This window comes from Mycobacterium sp. ML4, assembly GCF_054515735.1.
In genome coordinates, this window is the sequence record NZ_JBTNSY010000001.1 from 1 (window position 1) to 25,350 (window position 25,350).

Here is a 25,350-nt window from a genome sequence, read left to right on the forward strand (position 1 = left end):
CATGCGGGCTCACACCCCAGTCGGAGCACCGCCGTCAAGCCTTCGGCAGCTTCAGCACCCGATTCTTACCGCTTTCGGCGACAAACAGGTTCCCCGCGCCGTCGACCGCCACCCCGTGCGGCCCGTCGAGCCCCGGGAACGGCAGCACCGACTGGGAGCCGGTCTCCGCGGCCACCCGCACCACCCGACCGGTGCCCGCATCGCTGACGTACACGTTGCCGGCACCGTCGACCGCCACCCCCCACGGCTTGACCAGACCGAAGAACGGCACCGTCGTCTGGGCGCCGGTTGCGGCGGTCAGCTTCGTCACCTGGCCGTCGCCGAGGTCGGCCACGTAGACGTTGCCGGCGCCATTCACCGCCACCCCTTCCGGCCCATCGAGGCCGGTCATCGGCAACGCCGTGTGCGGCTTCGCCGCGACGGTTCCTGGGGCCGGGGCTGCGGCGAGCGTCGGGGCACTGCTGGCGCCGGCCTCCGGCGCGGCAGGGGCAGCTTGTGCGGCGGCGGCCAGCTCCGTGACGGTCTGATACCGTTCGCCGGGTTCTTTGGCCATGCCTTTAGCGATGACGGCATCGAAATCCGGCAGCAGGTCGGGGCGGGCCACCGACGGTCTTGGCGGCGGCAAGCTCAGGTGCGCGGTGACCTGACTTTCCAGCGAGTCGCCGGGAAAAGGACGGTTGCCGGTCAGGCATTCGTACAACACACAGGTCAGCGCGTAGATGTCCGCGCGGGCATCGACGTCGCGGGCCATCAACCGCTCCGGGGCCACGTAATGCCAGCGCCCGAAGTGCGTCCCCTGCACGGGATCACCATGAGCCCGCGTTCAGCCCGTGTGCGGCATCGGCGGCGTCTGGCCGATGACGACGCCGCCGGCGTCGAGCGCCTGAAGTTGGTAGTAGCCGTCGTCGCTGCCGCCGCGCGGCAGCGGGGTGTCATACCCGGCCCAGTCGACGGTGGACAACATCGTCATCGCGGTGCTCTGCGGACCGTGTAACAGTCGCCACTGCCGCACTTCGGTGGCGCCGTTCCACACCGCATGGACGGCGTCACCGCCGAAGACCAGTTTCGGAGGTTCGGCCGGGCGGCCGGTCCACTGGTCGAGGTACGCGCGGTAGGTGCCACCGTCGACTTCAGCGTCGTACAGCATCGTTCCGTCCGGCGCGAATTCGGCGATGTGTGCGGCCGTTCCCCATCCACCGAACGTGGTCCCGCCGGGGAGCTGCTGCAGATTGCCCATCGCTCCGCTGCTGAGATTTCCGGGATGGCGCTGCGCACGCAGCAGGGTGGCCGTGCGCGCGGCGGGGTCCAGGCGGATCCATTTGAGGCTGCTCGGCACCGACCCGCCACCGGGCTGTCCGGCCTTGCCCTCGGCGTGGTTGTCGAACAGCGTCAGCATGTTCGCGCCGGGCATCTCGACATCGTGCTGGTAAGCGAATTCGACGCCCTCTGCCAGCGCGAACGTCGACTGCTGCCCGCCCAGGCGCCAATTGATCGTGCCGGTGCGAGGGTCGACGTTGAAAACCGTCGACATCGCACGCAGGCTGATCACCAGGTTGCCCGCGGGATCGAGTGCAATCGAATTCATGTGGTACGGGTCGAGCACCTGTCCGGCGGAGTACTTGGCGGGCGAGTCGCCGACCGGCACGTGCGCGAGGGCATCCCATTGGAACAGCGTCTCCCGTGAGGCAAGGTCGATCACCGAGGCGACGCAGTTGTAGACCCTGCCGTCCTTCGGGCCCCCGACGGTGCTGAGGTCGACGACGACCTCCTGATAAGACGTGACCAGGGCGTGCCCGTCGGGAGTGAGCCGGAATTCGTGAATGTCCGAGGACAGCGCGCCGCCCGGGGTGACGGTGTCGATCACGTTGTAGCGCTCGTCGGCGATGTAGCTGGCGCCCACGCCATGACCGCCCTGCTTGAGACCCTGCCACCAGGTGAGCACCGGTTTGCCAAGGTAACTCTGCACACGTAGATTGCCGGCGGTCTGGCCCGCGGGAAGCTCACGTTGCCACACCACTTTGCCGGATTTGTCGCAGACGACAAGGATCGCGGGTCTCCCCTCGCCACCAACCGCTCTGGCCGCGGTGGTGCCTGAGACGAAGAAGACGTAGCCGGCTCCGCCACCGGGTTTGTCGACGTTGACGGTGTAGCCCAACGACTGGGCCGACACTTCGGTACCCGAAGACGGTGTCGCCGGCGTCTTAGGCGGGTTGTCGTGCGAACCGCACGCCGCGGCGCCGGCGGCCAGCGCGGCGCCCGCCGCGACACCGAGTTGACGCCGCGATATGCGCCGGTCCATCGATCTCCTTCGAGGAGTCCACTCCTGCGGGCCGCTACCTGGGCTATTACATCAGGCGCAGTCCCGGGGCGGGATGAAACACTGAAGCCATGTGGTCGAGGGGGCTGGGCATCGCCGTGCTGACGGGCTTGGCGTCCGTCGGCTGCGCTGTGACACCCCCGGCCGGCCCGGGCTCGGCCGCCCGGTCGAACTATGTCGCAATGGGTGACTCCTTCGCAGCCGCTCCCGGTGTGCCGGAACCGGCGCTGCCGCGCGGATGCCACAAGTCAACCAACAATTACCCGGCCGTCCTGGCGCGCCGGCTGGCCGCCGCGGCATTCCATGACGTCACCTGCAGCGGGGCGACGGCCGACGATGTGGTCGATCGCGAACAGCGGACAGATCACGGGCTGATCCCACGCCAGATAGATATGGTCGGGCCGCCGACCGACCTGATCACGATCACGATCGGCGCCAACGACGTCGGGTTGGCCGGTGACGCGGAATCATGCGAAGTGAAGGCGGCCAATCCCAAGCCGTGCGCCGCGGCGTTCGTGGTCAACAACGTCGACCGGGTGTCAAGCGCCATTGCCCAGCAGGTGCCGGTGTGGAGCAGCATGATCGACCAGCTGCGAGCCAACGCGCCCAGAGCGCGCATCATCCTGGTGGGCTACGGAGTGTTCGTCCGGCCCGGTGGCTGTTTCCCCGATCAGCCCTTACTTCCCAACGACGCCAACTACCTGCAGTCCAAAGTCGACGAACTCGATGATCGGCAGCGAGAACTCGCCGCGGCCAAAGGGGTGGAGTTCTTCGACACCCGGTCGCTGTCAGCTGGGCACGACATGTGCGCACCGGCCGGTGAACGCTACGTCGAGGGCTACGTCACCAGGAACAGCGGCGTACCCCTGCATCCCACCGCGCTGGGCGCGACCGCCCTTGGGAATGCGCTGACCGATTACCTGGTCTTGTCGGAGAACCGATAAGCCCCCCGCTCTTCGCGGGTTCGCGCCGGGCACCGGTGCGGCACAGCCCAGCCGCGGTCACCCGCCGAGTTCCGCAGGGAAATTTGACGCGGGTGCAGGTTTAGCAGGCGAAACGGCAGTCAATCACTCCGGAGTCCGGCACGGCGTCAATGGTGGAATGGACGGGCATGATGCACACGCTGACTGGCTTCGGGACTTGTGCTTCGGTATTCACTGTGCTGGCCGCTTCGACGGTCACTCTGGGGACGGGCATGGCTGCCGCGACTGCGCCGGTGCCGATTAATCCCGTCTTGCGGAACTGCGATTTCAGCAGGGTCAACACGGCGGTCCAGATTCCACGTACCCTGCTCGGCCGCGGTATCGTCACTGTCCGCAGGTCCGGGTCGACGGTGACCGCCGACGTCAACCTGGTCATCTCCAACCAACCCGGCGCGCATTACGACGCCGGCCTGATTCAGGCGCCGCGCCCTGCCTCAGCCACGTGCGGCCCCGGGGACCCCGGCACCACGTTCACCGGCCTCGACACCGACCCGATGGGCCAGGCCAGTGTGTCCATCACCGCTCCGCTGCAGCAGGGCACGACCGGTATCTGGGTGATGATCACGTCACCCAACGAGCACAACCAGGCGCCGGGCGAGTTCTACTCCTCGGAGTACGTGGCGCCCGTGTAAGACCGGCGGGTGTTGTAATACCGTCGCAGGAATGACCGAGCACGAGATTCAATACGGTCAGGAAGCCGTCGACCGGCTGCCGTTCTCTTCGCCGGAGAAGTCGCAGCGGTATCGAACCGAGAACTACGCGGGTGCCGTCGGGCTCAACTGGTATCGCACGGACCCGACGCTGCAGGCCACCATGGCTTACTACCTCAAGCCCGACGAGCTGGCGGTGGTCGAGCCCCATCTGACCGGGATGGGCGAGCTGATGGGCGGGCCGGTCGCCCGCTGGGCCGAGGAGACCGACCGCAACCCGCCGCGACTGGAACGCTACGACCGGTGGGGCCACGACGTCAGCCGCGTGGTAATGCCGCCGTCGTTCACCGCTGCCAAGCGGGCAGTGCTCGACGCGCAGCAATCGCTGCGGGAGGCGTGTCGCGATGCGGGTTTCCGGTCGTCGCTGTCAATGTTCGCGTCGAATTATCTGCTCAATCAGGCCGACATCGGCATGGGTTGTGCGCTGGGCACCGGCGGGGGCATGGTCCAGTCCCTGGTCGCCGCCTATGCGCCGGCCGACGTCCGTGACCATGTGCTGGCCAAGTTCGACTCCGGCGAATGGGCGGGCGAGACCGCGCAACTGCTGACCGAACGCACCGGCGGTTCGGATCTGGGTGCGCTGGAGACGACGGCCCGGCGCTCCGGCGACGCGTGGTTGCTGAACGGCTTCAAGTGGTTCGCGTCGAATTGCGCCGGGGAGGCGTTCGTCGTGCTGGCCAAGCCCGAGGGCGCACCGGATTCCAGCCGTGGGGTCGCCAATTTCCTGGTGCTGCGCACCCGGCGGGACGGCACCCGCAACGGGGTACGGGTCCGGCGCCTGAAGGACAAGCTCGGCACCCGCTCGGTCGCCTCCGGAGAAGTCGAGTTCGTCGATGCCGAGGCGTTTCTGCTGTCCGGGGAGTCTTCCGATGATTCCGGCCCCTCCGACGGCAAAGGCCTGGGCCGGATGATGGAGCTGACCAACGCGGCGCGCCTGGGCATCGCGTTGTTCGGGTTGGCCAACGCGCGTCGCGCCCTGGTGGAATCGCTGTGTTACGCGCGGCAGCGACAGGCGTTCGGTTCAGCGCTGATCGACAAGCCCCTGATGCGGCGCAAACTCGCGGAGTTGATCGTCGATGTCGAAGCCGCCCAGGCGCTGGTGTTCGACGGCACCGGTGCCATCAATCACCGACAGCCCCGCAGCACGAGGCAACGCATCGCGGTGCCGGTCACAAAGCTCAAGGTCGCACGGCTCGGCATCACCGCGGCCTCCGACGCGATCGAAATCCACGGCGGCAACGGGTATATCGAAACCTGGCCGGTCGCGAGGCTCTTGCGCGACGGTCAGGTGAACACGATCTGGGAGGGGCCGGACAACATCCTTTGCCTGGACGTGCGGCGGGGCATCGTCCAGACCCGTGCCCACGAGGCATTACTGACCCGGCTGCGTGATGCGGTGTCGGTTTCCGACGATGACGAGACGACGCGCCTGGTGGGCGACCGGGTCGACGATCTGGAAGCGGCGGTCACCGCGTGGCAGAAGCTGGACGGCGCCGTAGCGGAAGCGCGGCTTTTTCCGCTCGCCCAGTTCATGGGCGACGTGTACGCCGGTGCGCTGTTGACCGAGCAGGCGGCGTGGGAGCGGCAAACGCGGGGCGGTGAACGCAAGGCGCTGGTCGCCCGACTGTATGCGCGCCGATACCTGGCCGATCACGGTCCGCTACGAGGCATCGACATCGTGGGTGACGAGGCGCTGGAGCGCTTCGACGAACTCGCCGAGGGAGCCCTGCGGCTATGAGTCGATCCATCTCGCGGGCCAACAGCGCGTTCTCCATGAATCCGTAATGGGTCCGGTAGTCGCGACGCGCGGGCCGGGGATGAGACGCCGGAACAGCGCCGCCCGCGGTGCCGCTGCCGCGACAGTGGTGGCGAACAGCACCTCTTGTTCGGTGATGAGTATGGGCGCCCGGCTCATCCCGTCGGAGGGCTCGCGGGCGGGTAGCTCCCGCGCGCCGACAGAGCCGGACTAGATCGGGATCAACCCGTGCTTTCGGGCCAACCGCGCCCAGTTCTGCTTGTCCCGCAGCAGGTGCATCGACCTGCGCAGCAGCAGCCGGGTTTGGTGCGGGTCGATGACAGCGTCGATGAACCCCCGCTCGGCGGCGATCCACGGAATCGCCATGTTGAGGTTGTAGCCCTCGATGAAGTCCTTCTTGATCTGCTGCGCCTCGGGCGTGGTCGGGTCGGGGAAGCGCTTCATCAGAAGCTGAGCGGCGCCCTCGGCGCCGATCACCGCGATGCGCGCGGTGGGCCAGGCGTAGTTGAAGTCTGCGGTCAACTGGCGAGAACCCATAACGGCATACGCACCGCCATAGGACTTGCGGATGGTGATGGTCACCTTCGGTACGTCGGCCTCGACCACGGAGTAGAGGAACCGGCCGCCCCGCTTGATGATGCCCCTCTTCTCCTCCTCGGCACCCGGCAGGAAGCCGGGCGTGTCCACCACGAACACCAGCGGGATTTGGAAGGAGTCACAGAACCGGATGAACCGCGCCGCCTTGTCGGACGCCTCGTTGTCGATGGCACCGGAGAGGTGCATGGGCTGGTTGGCGATCACGCCCACCGGACTCCCGCCGACCCGGGCGTACCCGGTGATGATGGCCGGCCCATGCTGCTGGGCGACCTCCAGAAAGTCGCCGTCGTCAAAGATGCGCAGCAGGATCTCGTGCATGTCGTAGGCCGCATTGTCAGAATCCGGCACGATCGAGTCGAGTTCGAGATCGGTCGGGGTGATCTCCGGTTCGAGTCCGGGATTGATGACCGGCGGCTTGGCGAAGCAGTTCGACGGCAGAAACGACAGGAATTCACGCACGTACTGGAACGCCTCGGCCTCGGAATTCACCACTTGATGAATGTTGCCGTAGCGGGCCTGCGCGTCGGAGCCGCCGAGCTCGTCGAGGGTGACGTCCTCGCCGGTGACCTCCCGGATCACGTCGGGGCCGGTGACGAAGAAATAGCCCTGGTCCCGCACCGAGACGAGCAGGTCGTCCTGGATCGGCGAATACACCGCTCCGCCGGCGCACTTGCCGAAGATGAGCGAGATTTGCGGCACCACCCCGGACAGCGCCTCGTGACGCTGGCCCAGCTCGGCGTACCACGCCAGCGAGGTGACCGCGTCCTGGATGCGGGCGCCGCCGGAGTCCTGGATTCCGATGATCGGGCAGCCGACCATCGCGCACCACTCCATCAGCCGGGCGACCTTGCGGCCGAACATCTCGCCGACAGTGCCCTGGAACACCGTCTGGTCGTGCGAGAACACCCCGACCGGACGACCGTCGATCAGCGCGTGCCCGGTGACCACCCCGTCGCCGTACAGGGCGTTCGGATCACCGGGGGTCTTGCACAGAGCACCGATTTCCAGGAATGTCCCCGGGTCGACCAGCGCGTGTACGCGGGCCCGGGCGCTCGGGATGCCCTTCTTCTCGCGCTTGGCCGCGGCCTTTTCACCGCCCGGCTCTTGGGCCAGCTCCAGACGAGCTCTCAGCTCGGCCAGCTTCTCGGCGGTGGAATGGATGACGGGAGCTGGTTCCGGAGCTAATTCGGTCACTACTTGCCTATCTCGCTCGTCAGTTCGGCCTCGATGTTGTCCAGCGCGCGGCTCATGTGTTCACCCACCTTGGCGATGATCGGCTCGTCGATGGCCTGGATGTGCTCGCCACCGATCGGCACGACCTCGAGGTCGGCGACGTACTCACCCCAGCCGCCGTCCGGCTTGCGGATGCCGTACCGCGGCTCGAACATGATCGCGTCGTCATGGTATCGATCGGCCATGTAGAGCGTGACATGCCCGTCGAACGGCTGGATCTCGGCGGTGTCGATCGCCCGGTTGTCCAGGTACGACGTGCGCTGGTGCTCGATGATCCCGGCCGGGATCTGTACGCCGCTCTGGCTGACGGCGTCCAGCACGAACCGCACCTGGCCATCGTCGTCGAGCTCCTCGAGCTGCTCGTACGGGATCGCCGGGATCGTGACGTTGAACGTCTTCTCGGCGAACTTGGCGTAGCGGTCCCAGCGCTTGCGGACCTCCTCCTTGGTCTGCGGGATCTCCTCGCCGGCGCGGACGGCGTCGATCAGGCCGACCCACTTCACGTCTTTGCCGAGGCGCTTCAGGCCGATCGCGCACGCGTAGGCCAGCACCCCGCCCAGCGACCAGCCGGCCAGGATGTAGGGCCCGTCGCCCTGCATCTCGATCAGCTTCGGCACGTATTGCGCGGCACGTTCTTCGATCGACCCCTCGACTCGTTCGAAACCGTACATCGGCGTGTCCGGCGGCAATCTCCTGAGCAGCGGCTCGTACACCACCGTCGAGCCGCCGGCCGGGTGGAACACGAACACCGGCGTCCGCGAACTGCCCTCGGGCCGCGCCCGCAGCGTTCGTACGAAGCCGTCGATCACGCCGGCCTCCAGGTAGTTGCGCACCTTGTCGGCCAGCGCCTCGATGGTCTCCGAACTCTGCACGTCCTCGACGGAGATCGGGCCGTCCGCACGCTCGGAGAGCCGCTGCGCCATCTTGGCGGCCCTCTCGTCGTCCAGCTTGGGCAACGGGTTGAAGATGCCGCCCGCGGACTTGCCGGTGACGACCGCCCAGGTGGCGAAGACGACGCGCTCGGCGGCGTCCCGAGGCGGAACGTCGGAGTTGAGCGCCTTGGCAACCGCCTCCTGACTCAATGCACCAGCCGTGGGCTTGTCGCCGTTACCGCTGGCGCCGTTGGCGCCCGGGCCGGCGGGATTCGTCGGTGGCGGTGGAATCGTTACGTCCGACGGCGGGGCGGGCTGCGTCTGCGGCTCCGCTTGCGGGACGGGCGCCGGCGCCACCAGGCTGGCTGGCGACGCTCCGCTGAGCAACTCGGCCTGCGCCCGCGCGATCTCCTCGGCGGTCTGCGTCTTCTGGTATTCGTGCAGCTGCTCGACCTCTTCGCGGTGCTCGATCGCGTACTCGATCAGCTTCTCCACGGCGTACAGGTTGGCATCGCGCACCGCGGTCAGCTGGATCGGAGGCAGGTCGAAGTCGTACTCGACGCGGTTCTTGATCCGCACCGCCATCAGCGAGTCCAGGCCCAGCTCGATCAGCGGCACCTCCCACGGCAGGTCCTCGGGCTCGTAGCCCATGGCCGCGGCCACGATGGTGCCCAGCCGGTCGGCGATGGTCTCGCCGGAGTCCGGAGACCACCGCCCGACGTCCGAGGGCAGGTAGCGGTTGGTGAGGCTGTCCGTCAGCGTCTCGGCGTCGGGCTCTTCGACGACAGGCGCCGGCGCGGCCGATTCGGCGGCGACCGCAGTGCCGGCGCCGACGGCAACCGGCAACACCGCCTCGGAACCGCCACGAGCCACCAGGGCGTCGTAGACCAGCGTGAAGGACTCGTCGATACGGGCGTGCACCTGCACCGACGCGCCCCCGGGATGACGGGTCAGCGTCGTCACCAACCGGGCGCCCTCGCCGGGCACCGCGCGCGGCTCGGCCGCCGTCAGCGTCGCGTCCGGCAGGACCGACGAGGCGGCGGCTTTGACCAGCGCCGCAAGATCGGGCGTCCTCTCCCGGGGCTTGTACTCCCACACATGGCGACCGTCGGGCAGCGCAACGTGGGCGCCCGGCATCAATATCGAGCCATCCCCGGCGAAATGCGCGTCCAGCCAGTGCTCTTTGCGCTTGAACCGGGTCGGCGGGATGTTCGCATAATCCTCGGGCCCGGATGCGCGGGTGAACAGGGTGCGGACGTCCAGGTCATGGCCGTGCACATACAGCTGCGCCATGGTCGAGATCATCGACTCGACCTCGTCCTGCTTGCGGGCCAGCGTCGGGATCAGCTGGGCGTCATGCAGACCAGCGGAAGCGGTGGTCAGACCGACCTGCATCAGCGCCACCGGGTTGGGCGCCAGTTCCAGGAAGGTGGTGTGGCCGCTGTCGACGGCGTTGCGGATGCCGTGGGTGAAGTAGACGCTGTGCCGCAGCCCCTTCTTCCAGTAGTCGACGTCGTGGATCGGCTCGCTGCCGGGCTTGATGTAGCGGCCCTCGTGCACGGTTGAGTAGATCCCGCAGGTCGGGCTCATCGGCTTGATGCCCTGCAACTCCGCGGCGAGCTCGCCGAGCAGCGGATCCATCTGCTGGGTGTGGCTGGCGCCCTTGGTCTGGAACTTGCGGGCGAACTTCCCCTCGGATTCCGCGCGGGCGATGATCGCGTCCACCTGCTCGGGCGGACCGCCGATGACGGTCTGGGTGGGTGCGGCGTAGACGCACACTTCCAGGTCCGGGAAGTCGGAGAACACCGTCTTGATCTCGTCGGCGGAGTACTCCACCAGCGCCATCAACCGGATGTACTCACCGAACAGCATCGCCTCGCCCTCACCCATCAGGTGCGAACGCGAGCAGATGGTGCGGGTGGCGTCCTGCAGGGACAGACCGCCGGCGAAGTACGCCGACGCCGCCTCGCCCAGCGACTGCCCGACCACCGCGGCGGGCTTGGCGCCATGGTGCTTGAGCAGCTCACCGAGCGCTATCTGGATCGCGAAGATGGTGACCTGGGTGGTCTCGATGCCGTAGTCCTGCGAGTCGTCCAGGATCAGTTCGAGCACCGAGTAGCCCAGCTCGTCCTGGACCAGCGCATCGACCTTCTCGATCCACTCGGCGAACACCGGGTTGCGCAGGTAGAGGCTCTTGCCCATCTTGCGGTGCTGCGCACCGAAACCGGCGAGCACCCACACGGGGCCGTTGGTCACCGGCCCATCGACGCTGAACACGTTCGGCCGCTGCTTGCCCTCGGCGATCGCGCGCAGCCCCTTGATGGCTTCTTCGTGGTCGTGGGCCAGCACCACCGCGCGCGAGCGGCCGTGGTTGCGCCGCGACAGCGAGCGGCCGATCGACTCCAGCGACGACGCCTGCCCCTCGGGGCTTTCCATCCAGTCCGCGAGTTCGGCGGCCGCGGCCTTTTTGCGTGAGGTCAGGAACGCCGAGATCACCAGGGGGACCGTTGATGGCGGAAGTTCTTGTGTCGCAAGCTCTTCCAGCGCCGCTTCCTTGAGCGCCAGCGCCTCCTCGGTGACGCCGGGCAATTCGTATTCGTCCGCGGCGGCGGCCGGCGCGTCGTCGTCGATGATCTCGCCGTACTCGTCGAAGCGCAGCGAGTGCCCGACCCCTTCGGTCAGGTCGCCGCCAGCGGAAACCACGGCGGCCTGCGGCGTGGCCGCCGGCTCCTCGGGCTCACGCTCCACCACGTCCCGGGGCAAGGTCTCGCGCACCACCACGTGCGCGTTGGCGCCGCCGAAGCCGAAGCTGGACACGCCGGCCAGCGCGTAGCCGCCGTAGCGAGGCCAATCGGTCGGCTCGGTGATCACCTTCAGGCGCATCGCGTCGAAGTCGATATACGGGCTGGGGCCCGCGAAGTTGATCGAGGGCGGCAGCTTGTCGTGCTGCAGTGCCAGCACCACCTTGGCCATGCTCGCCGCACCGGCCGCCGATTCCAGGTGCCCGACGTTGGTCTTGATCGCACCCAACAGCGCCGGGCGGTCGGCCGGACGGCCCTTCCCGACGACGCGGCCCAGCGCCTCGGCCTCGATCGGGTCACCCAGGATGGTGCCGGTGCCGTGCGCCTCGATGTAGTCGACATTGCGCGGGTCGATGCCGGCGTCCTTGTACGCCCGCCGCAGCACGTCGGCCTGGGCGTCCTGGTTCGGCGCGATCAGGCCGTTGGAGCGGCCGTCGTGGTTGACCGCGGTGCCGGCAATGACGGCCAGGATCTGGTCGCCGTCGCGGCGGGCGTCGTCGACGCGCTTGAGCACCAGCATGCCGGCGCCCTCGGAGCGGGTGTAGCCGTCGGCGTCGGCGGAGAAGGACTTGATCCGGCCGTCCGGCGCCAGTACCGCGCCGATCTCGTCGAACCCGAGCGTGACCGCGGGGGTGACCAGCGCGTTGACGCCTCCGGCCACGACCACGTCGGCCTCGCCGTTACGCAGCGCCTGCACGCCCTGGTGGATAGCCACCAGCGAACTCGAGCACGCGGTGTCGACCATGACCGAGGGGCCGCGGAAATCGAAGAAGTAGGACACCCGGTTGGCGACGACCGCACCCGAGTTCCCGGTGATCGCGTACGGGTGGGCGACCGTGGGGTCGGAGATGGCCAGGAATCCGTAGTCGTTGTTGGTGACGCCGACGAAGACGCCGACCGATTCGCCGCGCAGGCTGGACGCCGGGATGCGGGCGTGCTCGAGCGCCTCCCAGGTCAGCTCCAGCGCCATCCGCTGCTGCGGGTCGATGTTGTCGGCCTCGGTCTTGGCCACCGCGAAGAACTCGGAGTCGAAGCCCTTGATGTCTTTCAGGTAGCCACCGCGGGTGCGGGCCTTGGCGACGCGCTCGGCCAGCCGCGGCTCTTCCAGGAATTCCGACCAGCGGCCCTCGGGCAGATCCGTGATCGCGTCGCGGCCTTCCATCAGCGCGGCCCATGTCTCGTCCGGGGTGTTCATGTCGCCGGGCAGGCGGGTCGACAGGCCGACGATGGCGATGTCGACGCGCTCGGCGGGGCCGTTGCGCGTCCAGTCGGCGGCATCGCCACCGCCGTCGTCGGGCCGTTCGGGTTCACCCTCGATGATCCGGGTGGCCAGCGACTCGATGGTCGGGTGCTGGAACGCCACGGCCACCGACAGCGTGACGCCGGTCAGGTCCTCGATGTCGGCGGCCATCGCGACCGCGTCACGCGACGCCAAGCCCAGTTCCACCATCGGCACCGACTCGTCGATCGAGTCCGGCGACTTCCCCACGGCCTTGCCGACCCACTCGCGCAGCCATTTGCGCATCTCGGGGACCGTTAGCTCGGGCGAGTTCTCCTGGCTTATGTCAGACATCAGTTACCTTGTTCAGTCGTCAGTCAGAAGTGGCGAAGGTCGTCGCGGAGTTGACGCCGCTGCGCAAGCTGCCGTCGAGGTAGGCCGTGCGGCAGGCGCGGCGGCCGATCTTGCCACTGGAGGTTCGCGGGATCGAGCCGGCCTGGACCAGCAGCACGTCGCGCACGGTCACCCCGTGCCCGACGGCGATCGCCGCCCGGATGTCGTCGGCGATCGGCTGGTACTCGAGCTTGTGGGTCCCGGCGGCACGCTCGCCGACGATCACCAGCTGCTCGGAGGTGTCTTCGGCGTCGAACTTCAGGCCGGCGTGTGGGTCGTCGAACACTTTCTGCGGCAGCTCGTTGGCCGGCACCGAGAACGCGGCGACGTAGCCCACGCGCAACGCCTTGGTGGATTCCTGCGCCGTGTACTCGAGGTCCTGCGGATAGTGGTTACGCCCGTCGATGATCACGAGGTCTTTGATTCGGCCCGCGATATAGAGGTGACCGTTGTGGTAGGTGCCGTAGTCACCGGTGCGCACCCACAGCGCGTCGTCCGGGGCGCCCTCGGCGTGGGACTCGCTGACCCGCGACTTCAAGATGTTCTTGAAGACGTTGGCGGTCTCTTCCTCCTTGCCCCAGTAGCCGACGCCAAGGTTGTTGCCGTGCAGCCAGATCTCACCGACCTGCCCGTCGGGCAACTCGCTGGCCGACTCGGCGTCCACGATGACCGCCCACTCGTCGACGCCGACCTTGCCCGCGGATACCTGCGCAACCGCTTTCGGCGAGTCGGCGGCGACCTCGACGAAGTGCTGCTTGTTCAGTTCGTCGCGGTCGACGTGGATGACGGTGGGCGGCTCGTCCATCGGAGTGGTCGAGACGAACAGCGTGGCTTCCGCAAGACCGTAGGACGGCTTGACCGCGGTGGGCTTGAGGCCGTAAGGCTCGAAGGCCTTGAAGAACTTGCGCAGCGAGGCCGGCGACACCGGCTCGCTGCCGTTGAGGATGCCCTTGACGTTGCTGAGGTCCAGGGGCGGTTCGTCGTCGCGGGGCAGGCCGCGCACCGCGGCGTGCTCGAAGGCGAAGTTCGGCGCGGCGGAGAACGTTCCGCCGGTTTCGCCGGGTTTGCGGGCCAGTTCGCGGATCCAGCGGCCGGGGCGGCGCACGAATGCGGCCGGTGTCATGAAGGTGAAGCTCTGGCCGAGCACTGACGTCAGCAGCACCGTGATCAGTCCCATGTCGTGGAAGAACGGCAGCCAGCTGACCCCGCGGTCGCCTTCCTGGCCTTCCAGTGCGTTGAGCACCTGGACCACGTTGGTGGGCAGGTTCAGGTGGGTGATCTGCACGCCGGTGGGGGTGCGGGTGGAGCCGGAGGTGTACTGCAGGTAGGCGGTGGTGGTCTCGTCGGCGTCGGGCTCTTGCCAGGTGGAGGCGACCTCGGTGGGCACGGCGTCGACGGCGATGACCCGCGGGCGCTCCTTCGACGAGCGGGCCCGGATGAACTTGCGGACACCCTCGGCCGACTCCGTGGTGGTCAGAATCGTCGACGGCGTGCAGTCGTCGAGCACCGCGTGCAACCGGCCGACGTGGCCGGGCTCGGACGGATCGAACAGCGGGACCGCGATGCGGCCGGAATACAGTGCGCCGAAGAAGGACACCATGTAGTCCAGGTTCTGCGGGCAGAGGATGGCGATGCGGTCACCCGGCTGGGTGACCTGCTGCAGCCGGGCGCCGACGGCCCGGTTGCGGGCGCTGAACTCCGACCACAGGATGTCGCGTTCGATACCGTCGCGCTCGGTGGAGTAGTCCAGGAACCGGTATGCCAGCTTGTCGCCGCGCACCTTCGCCCACTTTTCGACGTGACGAACCAGGTTGGTGTTCGACGGGAACCGGATCTTGCCGTTCACGATGAACGGGTTGTGGTACGCCATGACGCCTTCTCCTGTCACAAACTCACTGTTAGTCGGCTACACCGACGGGTACTTCTCTAGCTGCCGGCGTACGCCGACGGTCGGTTTGGCCGACTGAAAAGCTCTGCGCGTAGCCCGGCTACGACGATCGCCTGCATGCGTAGGCGCCTGTCGTAACCGGTTTCGACCCACCCGGGTCAACCACATGCTCTTAATTTTCTCTTAATGTTAAGGGGCCGGGGGCGGCAGACCAAATCACAAGGTACGCCTGATCGTGGCCGCCAACGTCGCACTGCGGGCTGTGTCTGGATAGCTCAGCTATCGAATTGGTATCGAAGGATCAGCTGTGCTTGGGGTGAGGCGCCTTGTCGAGCACGCCCTGTGCCCAATTCAGCGTCCACTGCGTGGCAGACATGCCGTCGGAACTCCAGAAATCCGTGGTGGCATACAACGCGTGGATGGGCTGCCCGGCCCCGCCGGCCAGCGTATTCAGCGTGGTCGGCAGGTTGGCGGGACTGAACGCCTCCTTGGGGGCCGCGCAGATCAAATCGCCCTCGGCGCAGATCTCGTTGGTGCGGCTGTTGAGGTCGCCGAAGCCGCCCGGGCGCGCGCCGGTCATGGTCAGACCGAGGCCGGACAGCACCGGCACTTCGTGCAGCGTGATCTCAGCGCCTACGCCGGGCGGGGTGGGCGGAATGTTGTTACCCACGCCCTCTTGCCGGCGGCCGTCAGCGATCAACGTCACACCCAGGACGAGGTCCTCATCGACGGGACCGAGGCCGGCCCCGATATCGCTGGCGACGTCGCCGGCGATCACCGCGCCCTGGGAGAACCCGACCATCACGTAACTGGTCAGCGGGCACCGGTTGTTCATATCGGTCATCGCCTTGACCGTCGCCCGGGTGCCCTCGGCGCGGCTCTCGTTATAGGTCATCTGACCGTCGGCGCTCAACGGATTTCGGAACTGCGCCGTGTAGGGGACGGTGTACGTCTGCACGCGGCCCGCGGCGAATTGCTGGTGGATCGGCCCGGTCACGTTGAGCAGCAATGCCTTCGGAAACTGGATCGGGTTGAGCGGGTCGTCCGTTGGCCATGACTCCCAGGTCCCCGGAACCGAGATCAGCTGCACATCGGGGCAGGAGGCATCCTGGGAAGCCGGCCGCGGCTTCTTCGGGTGCGAGGTCGTCGGCCCGGGCGGCAACACCCCCGGTGGTACCGCGCTCGGCGGGACCTCGTGCTGACGTAACAGCATCACCCCGGCGATGATGACAAGGGCCACCACCAGAGCCATCGAGCCGGCTGCCAACCAGGCAAGCCGCCGGTGGCGTTTGCGCCGCGTGCTGTTCTTGGCCATCTTCTCCCGCTCACAGAGTCCGGTAGGACCCTCGGCGGGTCCCAGGCGAATGGTTGGGCAAGTGCCTTACCAGGTAACGCACCTTCGCGCCCTTCTCACCCGCGCAGCGTGGTGATGCGGACATACCGCGCTCTGCTGCACTCCCTACACGGTACCGGTCCGTGAAACGGTTTCGGCGCGGTGAATGCGCCGAGTGGCTAGCGAATGGCGCCGACTATGTCACCCGACATGGCGCTCAGCTGGCCGGCCCAGGAGCCCCAGCCGTTGTCTCCGCCGCCCGGAAAGTCGAAGTGACCGTTGTGGCCGCCGACGTCGCGGTAGTGCTGGTAGAAATTCCTGCTGTCACCCATCGCGGCATCCCCGGCGCCGAGCATGGCCGCGGGATTGCTGGCCGCGCCGGTGGTCGGACTCCACACCCACACCCGGGTGTTGTTCTGGGCCAGCAACGCCTCATGCACCCACGGGTCGTGCCACTTCCAGCGACCCAGCTGCGGAGCTCCCCACATACCGTTGCCGTCCACCCCGCCGAACTGCTGCAGACCGGCCAGGATCGCGCCGTTGGTGAAGGTGTTCGACGGGTACAGGAAACCGGACAGCGAACCGGCGAAGCCGAAGCGGTCGGGGTGGAATGTGGCGAGCGCCATCGCGCCGTAGCCGCCCTGTGAGGCGCCGACGACGCCGTGACCGCCCGGAGCCAGGCCCTTGTTGGCGGCCAGCCAGTCGGGCAGCTCGCTGGACAGGAAGGTGTCCCACTGCTTGCTGCCGTCCTGCTCCCAGTTGGTGTACATGCTGTAGGCGCCACCTGCCGGTGCGACCACCGAAATCCCCTTGCCGGCAAGCGTGTTCATTGCATTGCCCGCGGTGACCCAGTTGCTGACGTCCGGGTTGGCGTCGGCCGCGTCCAGCAGATACACCGCGTGCGGCCCGCCCGCCAGGAAAGCGACGGGAATGTCACGGCCCATGGCACCCGACGGCACCATCAGAGTTTCGTACGGAGCCGCCTTAGCTGTGCCCGAGCCCAGGGAGGCCGTCACACCCGCCACCGCGACCGAAAGCACGGCAACGCACAACAGCCGTAGCACTACCGACAGACCCCTCATGTCCACCCTCCATGGTGTGACGCTGTGCACGACAGAACCCTAGCCCGAAGGTAGCTAACCACACCCGGCGCGGCGGGATAAAGGGGAGCTGACGCTGACGGCGGCGACCCGAATGGGTCGCCGCCGTCAGACGGTTGTTCCTCGCGCCGGCGATTTAGGTGCCGGTGCCCTGGTTCACGCCTACCGCAGCCGCGGTGGCGGGACCGGCGCCGGGGGTCGCACCCAGCGTGCTCTGCAGGTCACCCTTCATCGCGTTGAGCTGCGCGCCCCAGTACGGCCAGTCGTGCGTGCCGTTGGCGTCGAAGTTGAACACCGCGTTGTGGCCACCGGCCGCGTTGTAGGCGTCCTGGAACTTCAGGTTGCTGGTCCGCACGAAGCCCTCCAGGAACTTGGCGGGCAGGTTGTTACCGCCGAGGTCCGACGGCTTACCGTCGCCGCAGTAGACCCAGAGCCGGGTGTTGTTGGCGACCAGTTTGCCGACCTGCAGCGACGGGTCGTTGCGCTGCCACGCCGGGTCATCCTTCGGACCCCACATGTCCGATGCCTTGTAACCGCCGGCGTCACCCATGGCCAGGCCGATCAGCGACGGGCCCATCGCCTGCGACGGGTCCAGCAGCGCCGACAACGAACCGGCGTAGATGAACTGCTCGGGGTGGTAGGCAGCCAAAATCAGGGCCGACGAGCCGGCCATCGACAGACCAACCGCGGCGCTACCGGTCGGCTTGACCTGCTTGTTGCTGGCCAGGTACGCGGGCAGCTCGCTGGTCAGGAAGGTCTCCCACTTGTAGGTGGTGCAACCCGCCTTGCCGCAGGCCGGGTTGTACCAGTCGCTGTAGAAGCTGGACTGGCCACCGACCGGCATGACCACGGAGATGCCGGACTGGTTGTACCACTCGAACGCCGGGGTGTTGATGTCCCAACCGTTGTAGTCGTCCTGAGCACGCATGCCGTCGAGCAGGTACAGCGCCGGCGAGTTGGCTCCACCACTCTGGAACTGGATCTTGATGTTGCGGCCCATCGCCGCCGAGGGCACCTGCAGGTATTCCACCGGCAGCCCCGGACGCGAGAACGCACTCGCGGTCGCGGAGCCACCGACGAAGCCGACCAGACCCGAGAGCAGGGCCGCACCAACGGCTCCCACCATCAGGCGGCGCGGCATACCTGTCACGGCGCCACGAAACCTGTCAACAAGCTTCATCCTTGCTTCCTCATCCTCATCCTCATGGGCACACCCTTACGCACCAATGTGCTTGGGGGCGCGTCCCGAATTGGGTCAGACTGCACGCACGCGGCGCTGCAGTGCACAGGTAGTCAACCACACCTTGAGGCCCCGGCTCTCCTTCGGGATGGCCTCGACGGCGGCATCCGACCGCGTTTCGGCGCTGTTTCGGCGCTCCGCGCGGCGTCCGGAAACCCCGTTTCCGCATGTGCCCCCCGCCGCGTGCTTGCTGGTGACGGCTCACATGTGATGTTGCTGAAAGTTTCCCGACGGCGCCAGGTGGACCGTGTCGGGTGATTCTTAAAAAAATTCTGAGCCGCGGGGCCGGGCGGACGCCGATTTCGGTTCGGGAGCGGAGTTCATTCGCGCGGCGGGGACGGCGGCACCCTGGGCACCTCCAGGCCACACTTCACCAACTCGTACAGCGGCACCCGGTCGATGCGGTACTGGGTGAACTCGTAGGCGTGCAGCACGTTCGACACGAATCGGCGCAGCGTCATCGGGGCACGTACCGAATTCAGCACGGCCTGGGTCGCGGGGCACTTCAGCGCGGCTTCGGCTTCGGCCACCCACTGCTGATCCAGGTAGCCCGGAATGCCCGGCGGCCACTTCACCCAGGGCCCGTCGGCGACCACCCAGTCCGGGAACAGGTTCTTGTCGTGCCCGATGCGGCCGTGCTTGAGGCGCTCGGTGTGCGCAGCCAGCGGGTTGGCCAGCCCGATCTGGTCGATCACCCGGACGTCGAGCCCGACGTTCATGCCCAGCATGCCCAGGTTGGTGAAAAACACCGTGTGCTGCGGTTTCTGGTCGACGGGGATGCCCGGGGCGCTGCCGGGCGGGATCATCGGCACCAGGTCCCACTGCGTGTAGTTGCCCGACGGCAGTAGCAGCGCACCCCCGGGGGTGTTGTCGAGTGCGACCAGCACCGCCGCCATGCGGGGGTAGTCGAGGTAGTCGGCGGCGGTCAGCGGGTGCGCGCGGCCGGTGGCCTGCGCATAGAAGCGGCGTTCGTCAACGATCCCGGAGTAGCTGACGTGCGTGGCGTCGTCGCCCATCCCGGGCGAATTGGCCGCCCACAGCGACCAGCCGGCCACCGCCAGCCAGAGCGCGCTCACGCCGCCGGCCAGCCAGTAGCCGGTCTCCTTCGAATAGTCCTTGCCGTCAGGTATCACCACCGGGATAACGGCGACCGGCGCCAGCAAACAGAACAGCGGCGTCAGCAACACCCGGCCGTGCATGAAGTCGCCACCTTGACGGATCCAGTACAGGGCCTGCAGCAGACCGCTGACGAGCATCCAGGTCACGACCGCCGCAGGACTCTGCAGGGCGCGCGCCAGCCGGCCATAGCCCGGCGCCAACGTGGGTCGCATAAACGAGGGCCGCCGCCGTGCCACCAGCAGCACGATCCCCAGCGGCACCAGCAGCACCACCGGCACCCACAGGGAGTAGGGCGCGTTGAAGTTCGCCAGGTAGATCATGCCTTGCGACCACTTGTCTCCGGCGGCATCCTTGGCCAGGGCGGTGCCCGGGACCAGCAGCCCGTAGTACCCCATCCGGAAGATCTGGTAGGCGACCGGCAGCAGCCCGCCGGCCAGCACGATCAGCCCGCGGCGTCGCCAGGTGCGAGCCGCGATCATCATCATGACCAGCGCCGCGCCGCCGATCAGCGCCAACTCGGGCCGCACCAGCACGCTGCAACCCGCGACGAAGGCGAGCGCACCGATGAACCACCGACTTTGCGGGCGGACCCGCAGCGGCTGCGCCCAGCAAATCATCATCCACCACAGCAGGCCGAGGTAGGCCATCACCAGCCCGCTCTCCAGGCCGGATGTGGCAAAGTCGCGCGCAGGTGGCACCGCGATGTAGGCGAGCGCGCCGGCCGGCAGCATGATCGCGCGGCGGCCACGCAGACTGGGCGCGTACAACCGGCCCGTCCCCAGCATCAACAGCACCACGCCGAGCACCGACAGCGTCAACGCCGCCGCCAGTGCCACATACTCGAGCCGCAGCGGGCCACCCACCCAGCTGCACACGTACAGCAGATACGTCCATACCGTGGAGGTGTTGGCCTCCACGCGCTCACCCGCGTTGAACACCGGCCCGTTGCCGGCCAACAGGTTGCGCACCGTGCGTAGGACGATCAGGCCGTCGTCGGCGATCCACCGGCGTTGCCAGGCACCCCAGCCGAACAGCACGGCGACCACCGCCACACTGGTCCACAAGCTGACCCGCACCGTGGCGGTGTAGGGGAACACCGGCCACTTGACCCGCCGAACCGACGGACGCCGTGCCAGTGCCGCGGCCTGCAGCGCCCTGAATCTCTGGCTAGCCGAAAGCAACAGCAGCACCAACTGTTGCGATCCAGGCCAGAGCGAGCAGCTGCAGCACGCGGTCGCGCAACGCGATGTCCTCGGGTTCCCCGGCCAGCCCGCCGTCGACGTCCACCGCGTAGCGGAGGATCGCGATGGTGAACGGAATCATCGACACCGCGAACCACGAACCCGAATAGCGGTCGCGCTCGAACGCCCAGAGCCCGTAGGACAACACGACGGCGGCGGCCGACAACGTCCACACGAACCGCAGGTAGGTACTGGTGTAGCTCTCCAGCGACTTGCGGATCTGCGCGCCGGTGCGTTCGGCCAGCTGCAGTTCGGCGTAGCGCTTGCCGGCCACCATGAACAACGACCCGAAAGCCGCGCTCAGCAGGAACCATTGTGACAGGGGGATATCGGTGGCCGCACCGCCGGCGATGGCGCGGATCAGATACGCCGACGACACGATGCAGATGTCGATCACGGCCTGGTGCTTGAGACCGAAGCAGTACCCCAGCTGCATGACCAGGTAGACGACCATGACCACGGCCAGGTTGGGTGTCAGCCACCAGGACAGGCCCAGCGATATCGCGGCCAGCACCACGGCCAGCGAGTACGCCAGCCACTCCGGGACCACGCCGGCGGCGATCGGCCGGAACCGCTTGGTGGGGTGCTCACGGTCCGCCTCGACGTCGCGTACATCGTTGATCAGGTAGATAGCCGAGGCCGCCAGGCTGAATACAACGAAGGCCACCCCGACTTTGGTGGCCACGTCGCCCCAGTCGTACCGGACCCCGCGCCCGGCCGCTGCCAGCGGCGCGGCCAGCACCAGCACGTTCTTCACCCACTGCCGCGGGCGGATCGCCTTGAACACCGCGGCTACCAGGTTCTGCGGCGGCCCGGTCACTTCCGCGAGATCGTCACTCATACTCACCACCTTTGTCGGGCCGCGCGGTCCACCCGGACGGCTGCCGCGGCAACCCCGGCACCGAGGGCCACGCCGGCGGCAACGTCGCTGGGGTAGTGCACTCCCAGCAGGATTCGCGACAACGCCATGGGGGGTACCAGGACCATCGGCAGCGGCACGCCTCCAGGTAGCCCCATAGCCCTGCCCAGCAAAATCGCCGCCGCCGTCGTCGAAGTGGCATGCGCGGACGGGAAGCTGAGCCGGCTGGGCGTGCCGACGTTGACCGTTACGGCCGGATGATGCGGCCGTTCGCGCCGCACCACCCGCTTCACCATGACGGCCGCGGCGTGGGCGGCGAAGGTTCCGATACCGGCCACCAGCCAGTCCCGGCGCCGGCGCGGATCCAGCACAGCCCCCAGCAGTGCCACCGCCAGCCAGCCGATGCTGTGTTCGCCGAAGTGTGACATCGCGCGCGTCACCGGCAGCACCCCCGGGCGCTGCGTCAGCGCCGACTGGACGGCCACCATTGCTGCGACTTCACCGTGCGGCGGCTCGGCCGGTTCAACCATGGCTGGCCGCACCGGCAGCGTCGGCCGAGCCATACACGGGTAGCACCATCTCCCACTTCTGCTTGCTGGACAGCACGGGCAACGCTTCCCGATACACCCGGCGCATCTCGTCGAAGCGGCGCGCCAGCTGGCGCTGCCGGCGCAACGACGCCAACAGCAGCGAGAACATCTTGGCGCGGTCCCGCTGCCGGTAGACGACCCCGCAGCCGTCGGCGGTGGTGACGGTGACGCCGTCGACCGTGCACAGCCGGAACCAGCGCGCGTCCTGGGTGGGGACGTTGAACTCCGGTCGCTGGTGGTGAGCGGGGTCGGCGGCCTTGAGGTTGTGCAGGATCCCGCGTGCCAGTCGGTAGCCGATGACCACCGGGTTCACCGGCGGCTTCATCACCTTCTTCTTGTGCAGCGGCGCCGGCAACTCGCTGGCGGCAGGCAGCACCACCGCGTCCGGGTAGGCCTCGCGCATGCGGCGTACCTCCGGCAGCGCCGATTCCAGGATGGAGAAGATGTGCTCGGGGCCGGCGAGGAAGTCGTCGATGGCCCGGTTCTGAATCTTCACCGTCGAATATTCAAGGCAGGCAAGGTGTTTCAGCGTCGCCTTGAGGTGGCTGCGGACCAGACCGGAGATGTCGCCGTCCCAGTGCATCGCGGCGACCACCAACCGGTTGCGCAGATGGAAGTAGGCCTGCCAGTCGATGGCGTCGTCCTTGTCGCTCCAGGCCATGTGCCAGATCGCGGCGCCGGGCAGCGTGACGGTCGGATAGCCGTGCTCAGCGGCCCGCAGGCCGTAGTCGGCGTCGTCCCACTTGATGAACAGCGGCAGCGGCTGACCCAACTCCTCGGCGACCTGGCGCGGGATCATGCACGTCCACCAGCCGTTGTAGTCGACGTCGATGCGCCGGTGCAGCAGCTTGCTCTTGTCCTCTTTGTCGTTGAGCGGGTACTCGGCGAAGTCGTGGTCGTACTCGGCGTGCGGCGCGGCGGTCCACATGAAGTTCGACCGATCCACCACCTCGCCCATGATGTGCAGGTGCGAGGGCTCCTGCAGGTTGAGCATCTGGCCGCCGACCAGCATCGGGGATCTCGCGAACCGGCTCATCGCCAGGACCCGCAGTATCGAGTCCGGCTCGATGCGGATGTCGTCGTCCATGAACAGGATCTGCTGACAGTCGGTGTTTTTCAGCGCCTCGTACATCACCCGGCTGTAACCGCCGGACCCGCCCAGGTTGGGCTGGTCGTGAATGGCGAGCCGGGCGGCCAATCTCTCGGCGGCCGCCGGGAAGTCCGGGTGGTCGCGCACCTTGCGGGCGCCCTGGTCGGGCACGATCACCGCGCCGATCACCTCGTCCACCAGCGGGTCGGCGGTCAGTTCGCGCAGCGCGTTGACGCAGTCCGCGGGCCGGTTGAAGGTCGGGATGCCGACGGCGATGTTGGCCGTCCCGGGGGCCGGGATCGGCGCGTACCAGCCGCCGTTGAACAGGGTTACCTTGGTGTCGGTGGTGATGTCGAACCAGATCCAGCCGCCGTCCTCGAACGGCTGCAGACTGACCTCGATCTCCAGCACCGCAGGGGTTTCGTCGGTGCCGCTGAATCCGCGTCCCTCGATGAAGATCCGGGCCCCGGTGGCCTTGGTCCGGTACAGGTCGACGCGACCGGTTCCGGTGAGTTCGACACGCAACACCACTGATTTGCAGATGGACCAGCGTCGCCAGTAGCTGGCCGGGAACGCGTTGAAGTAGGTCGCGAACGACACCTCGGATTCGCCGCCGATCTGCAGGGAGGTGCGGCTGGTCGCGTGCGCCCGGCGGGCGTTGGTGGTCGATTCCTCCAGGTACAGCTTGCGTACGTCGAGGGGTTCGCCGGGACGCGGCAGGATGATGCGCGACAGCAGGCTGACGGCGGTCATTTGGGTGTCGCCCCCTCGGTCGTCAGTGGGGCGCCGTCGCGCAGGTGTGGCGCGAGGGTGTTGTCGTACATGCTCAAAGCGCTGGCAATGGCCATATGCATATCCAGATACTGGTAGGTGCCCAAGCGACCGCCGAACAGCACCTTGGCGGCCGCGGTCTCGGACTTCGCCCTGGCCCGGTAGGCGGCCAACAGGGCGCGGTCGGCCTCGGTGTTGATCGGATAGTAGGGCTCGTCGTCGTCTTCGGCGAACCGGGAGTACTCGCGCATGATCACCGTCTTGTCGGTCGGGTAGTCACGCTCGGGATGGAAATGCCGGAACTCATGAATACGCGTGTGCGGGACATCTGGATCGTTGTAGTTCATCACCGGGGTGCCTTGAAAATCGCCGATCGGCAGCACTTCGAGCTCGAAGTCCAGCGTGCGCCAGCCCAGCCGCCCGTCCGCGTAGTCGAAGTAGCGGTCCAGCGGCCCGGTGTACACGACTGGAGCGTCCGGGCTGGCCGCGCGCAGTCCGTCGCGCACGTCGAACCAGTCGGTGTCCAGCCGGACCTCGATCCGGTCGTCGGCGGCCATGTTCTGCAGCCAGGCGGTGTACCCGTCGACCGGCAGGCCTTCGTAGGTGTCGCTGAAGTAGCGGTTGTCGAAGGTGTAGCGCACCGGCAGCCGGGTGATATTGGCCGCCGGCAACTCCTTGGGATCGGTCTGCCACTGCTTGGCGGTGTAGCCCTTGACGAACGCCTCGTACAGCGGCCGGCCGATCAGCGAAATGGCTTTTTCTTCCAGGTTCTGCGCATCAGCGGTGTCGATCTCCGAAGCCTGCTCGGCGATGAGTTTGCGGGCTTCCTCCGGGGTGAAGTACCGGCCGAAGAACTGCGACACCAGGCCCAGCCCCATCGGGAACTGGTAGGCCTGCCCGTTGTGCATGGCGAACACCCGGTGCTGGTAGCCGGTGAACTCGGTGAACTGCCGCACGTAGTCCCACACCTTCTTATTGGAGGTGTGAAACAGGTGCGCCCCGTACTTGTGGACTTCGATCCCGGTCTGCGGCTCCGGCTCGGAATAGGCGTTACCGCCGATGTGCGGGCGCCGCTCGACAACGAGGACCCGCTTGTCGAGTTGGGTGGCCACGCGCTCGGCAATCGTCAGGCCGAAAAATCCGGAGCCGACGATGAATAGGTCAAAACGTGCGGTCATCGGTTGCCTAGGGTATCCGACCTTGCCGCCAAAACCCGTTTCGCGGGTGGCCCAAATGCG

16 protein-coding genes are annotated in these 25,350 nt (G+C 67.4%); 3 read left to right on the forward strand and 13 right to left on the reverse strand.

Features of this window, described 5'->3' with window-relative positions; genetic code table 11:
* Window positions 1-34: 34 nt before the first annotated feature.
* Together ACX9NE_RS00005 and ACX9NE_RS00010 are read right to left on the reverse strand one after the other, a co-directional pair.
* Window positions 35-802: a protein kinase domain-containing protein gene (locus ACX9NE_RS00005; protein WP_459360350.1), complete on the reverse strand. Its 768-nt coding sequence runs from the start codon at window positions 800-802 to the stop codon at window positions 35-37.
* Between the two features lie 21 nt (window positions 803-823).
* Complete coding sequence (locus tag ACX9NE_RS00010; protein WP_459360349.1) at window positions 824-2,299, reverse strand: arylsulfotransferase family protein; 1,476 nt, start codon at window positions 2,297-2,299, stop codon at window positions 824-826.
* 200 nt (window positions 2,300-2,499) lie between these two features.
* On the opposite strand from ACX9NE_RS00010, the gene ACX9NE_RS00015 reads away from it, so the two are divergent.
* From ACX9NE_RS00015 to ACX9NE_RS00025, 3 genes are all read left to right on the forward strand, one after another.
* Window positions 2,500-3,261, forward strand: a complete 762-nt coding sequence (locus ACX9NE_RS00015; protein ID WP_459370671.1) for an SGNH/GDSL hydrolase family protein — start codon at window positions 2,500-2,502, stop codon at window positions 3,259-3,261.
* Window positions 3,262-3,431: 170 nt separating this feature from the next.
* Window positions 3,432-3,932 (forward strand): hypothetical protein, encoded by a 501-nt coding sequence (locus tag ACX9NE_RS00020; RefSeq protein WP_459360347.1) that lies wholly within the window; start codon window positions 3,432-3,434, stop codon window positions 3,930-3,932.
* Window positions 3,933-3,963: 31 nt separating this feature from the next.
* Complete coding sequence (locus ACX9NE_RS00025) at window positions 3,964-5,748, forward strand: acyl-CoA dehydrogenase family protein (protein WP_459360346.1); 1,785 nt, start codon at window positions 3,964-3,966, stop codon at window positions 5,746-5,748.
* Between the two features lie 228 nt (window positions 5,749-5,976).
* Here the strand turns inward: ACX9NE_RS00025 and ACX9NE_RS00030 are convergent, their stop codons facing one another.
* The 11 genes from ACX9NE_RS00030 to glf form a co-directional block, all read right to left on the reverse strand.
* Window positions 5,977-7,557 (reverse strand): acyl-CoA carboxylase subunit beta, encoded by a 1,581-nt coding sequence (locus tag ACX9NE_RS00030; protein WP_459360345.1) that lies wholly within the window; start codon window positions 7,555-7,557, stop codon window positions 5,977-5,979.
* On the reverse strand, window positions 7,557-12,842 hold the full coding sequence (gene pks13 / locus ACX9NE_RS00035; RefSeq protein WP_459360344.1) for a polyketide synthase Pks13: 5,286 nt from the start codon (window positions 12,840-12,842) through the stop codon (window positions 7,557-7,559). The genes ACX9NE_RS00030 and pks13 overlap by 1 nt, the downstream gene beginning before the upstream one ends.
* A gap of 19 nt (window positions 12,843-12,861) precedes the next feature.
* The gene (gene fadD32, locus ACX9NE_RS00040; RefSeq protein WP_459360343.1) at window positions 12,862-14,751 is read right to left on the reverse strand and encodes a long-chain-fatty-acid--AMP ligase FadD32; all 1,890 of its coding nucleotides are present in this window, start codon (window positions 14,749-14,751) and stop codon (window positions 12,862-12,864) included.
* A gap of 319 nt (window positions 14,752-15,070) precedes the next feature.
* Window positions 15,071-16,084 carry a carboxylesterase Culp6 gene (culp6, locus tag ACX9NE_RS00045; RefSeq protein WP_459360342.1) on the reverse strand — a complete coding sequence of 338 codons (1,014 nt, stop codon included), beginning with the start codon at window positions 16,082-16,084 and terminating at the stop codon, window positions 15,071-15,073.
* A gap of 197 nt (window positions 16,085-16,281) precedes the next feature.
* Window positions 16,282-17,184, reverse strand: a complete 903-nt coding sequence (locus ACX9NE_RS00050; protein ID WP_459360341.1) for an esterase family protein — start codon at window positions 17,182-17,184, stop codon at window positions 16,282-16,284.
* A 154-nt stretch (window positions 17,185-17,338) separates the two neighbouring features.
* Window positions 17,339-18,382: a diacylglycerol acyltransferase/mycolyltransferase Ag85A gene (ag85A, locus tag ACX9NE_RS00055; protein WP_459360340.1), complete on the reverse strand. Its 1,044-nt coding sequence runs from the start codon at window positions 18,380-18,382 to the stop codon at window positions 17,339-17,341.
* A 380-nt stretch (window positions 18,383-18,762) separates the two neighbouring features.
* Window positions 18,763-20,742, reverse strand: coding sequence for a terminal beta-(1->2)-arabinofuranosyltransferase (gene aftB / locus ACX9NE_RS00060; RefSeq protein WP_459360365.1), 1,980 nt, complete (start codon window positions 20,740-20,742; stop codon window positions 18,763-18,765).
* Entirely contained in the window at window positions 20,729-21,643 is a 915-nt protein-coding gene (locus tag ACX9NE_RS00065) for a decaprenyl-phosphate phosphoribosyltransferase (RefSeq protein ID WP_459360339.1), read from the reverse strand. Before ACX9NE_RS00065 ends, aftB begins: the two co-directional genes overlap by 14 nt.
* Before the next feature lie 2 nt (window positions 21,644-21,645).
* Window positions 21,646-22,191, reverse strand: coding sequence for a phosphatase PAP2 family protein (locus tag ACX9NE_RS00070; protein ID WP_459360338.1), 546 nt, complete (start codon window positions 22,189-22,191; stop codon window positions 21,646-21,648).
* The gene (locus ACX9NE_RS00075) at window positions 22,184-24,094 is read right to left on the reverse strand and encodes a glycosyltransferase (protein WP_459360337.1); all 1,911 of its coding nucleotides are present in this window, start codon (window positions 24,092-24,094) and stop codon (window positions 22,184-22,186) included. Before ACX9NE_RS00075 ends, ACX9NE_RS00070 begins: the two co-directional genes overlap by 8 nt.
* The gene (glf, locus tag ACX9NE_RS00080) at window positions 24,091-25,290 is read right to left on the reverse strand and encodes a UDP-galactopyranose mutase (RefSeq protein ID WP_459360336.1); all 1,200 of its coding nucleotides are present in this window, start codon (window positions 25,288-25,290) and stop codon (window positions 24,091-24,093) included. The genes ACX9NE_RS00075 and glf overlap by 4 nt, the downstream gene beginning before the upstream one ends.
* Between the last annotated feature and the right edge of the window lie 60 nt (window positions 25,291-25,350).

Coding starts and splice junctions, on each gene's coding strand:
- ACX9NE_RS00010 (WP_459360349.1), bottom strand. CDS start 2,299: ATGGACCGGCGCATATCGCGGCGTCAACTCGGTGTCGCGGCGGGCGCC.
- ACX9NE_RS00015 (WP_459370671.1), top strand. CDS start 2,500: ATGGGTGACTCCTTCGCAGCCGCTCCCGGTGTGCCGGAACCGGCGCTG.
- ACX9NE_RS00020 (WP_459360347.1), top strand. CDS start 3,432: ATGCACACGCTGACTGGCTTCGGGACTTGTGCTTCGGTATTCACTGTG.
- ACX9NE_RS00025 (WP_459360346.1), top strand. CDS start 3,964: ATGACCGAGCACGAGATTCAATACGGTCAGGAAGCCGTCGACCGGCTG.
- pks13 (WP_459360344.1), bottom strand. CDS start 12,842: ATGTCTGACATAAGCCAGGAGAACTCGCCCGAGCTAACGGTCCCCGAG.
- fadD32 (WP_459360343.1), bottom strand. CDS start 14,751: ATGGCGTACCACAACCCGTTCATCGTGAACGGCAAGATCCGGTTCCCG.
- culp6 (WP_459360342.1), bottom strand. CDS start 16,084: ATGGCCAAGAACAGCACGCGGCGCAAACGCCACCGGCGGCTTGCCTGG.
- ACX9NE_RS00050 (WP_459360341.1), bottom strand. CDS start 17,184: ATGAGGGGTCTGTCGGTAGTGCTACGGCTGTTGTGCGTTGCCGTGCTT.
- ag85A (WP_459360340.1), bottom strand. CDS start 18,382: ATGAAGCTTGTTGACAGGTTTCGTGGCGCCGTGACAGGTATGCCGCGC.
- ACX9NE_RS00065 (WP_459360339.1), bottom strand. CDS start 21,643: ATGAGTGACGATCTCGCGGAAGTGACCGGGCCGCCGCAGAACCTGGTA.
- ACX9NE_RS00070 (WP_459360338.1), bottom strand. CDS start 22,191: ATGGTTGAACCGGCCGAGCCGCCGCACGGTGAAGTCGCAGCAATGGTG.
- ACX9NE_RS00075 (WP_459360337.1), bottom strand. CDS start 24,094: ATGACCGCCGTCAGCCTGCTGTCGCGCATCATCCTGCCGCGTCCCGGC.
- glf (WP_459360336.1), bottom strand. CDS start 25,290: ATGACCGCACGTTTTGACCTATTCATCGTCGGCTCCGGATTTTTCGGC.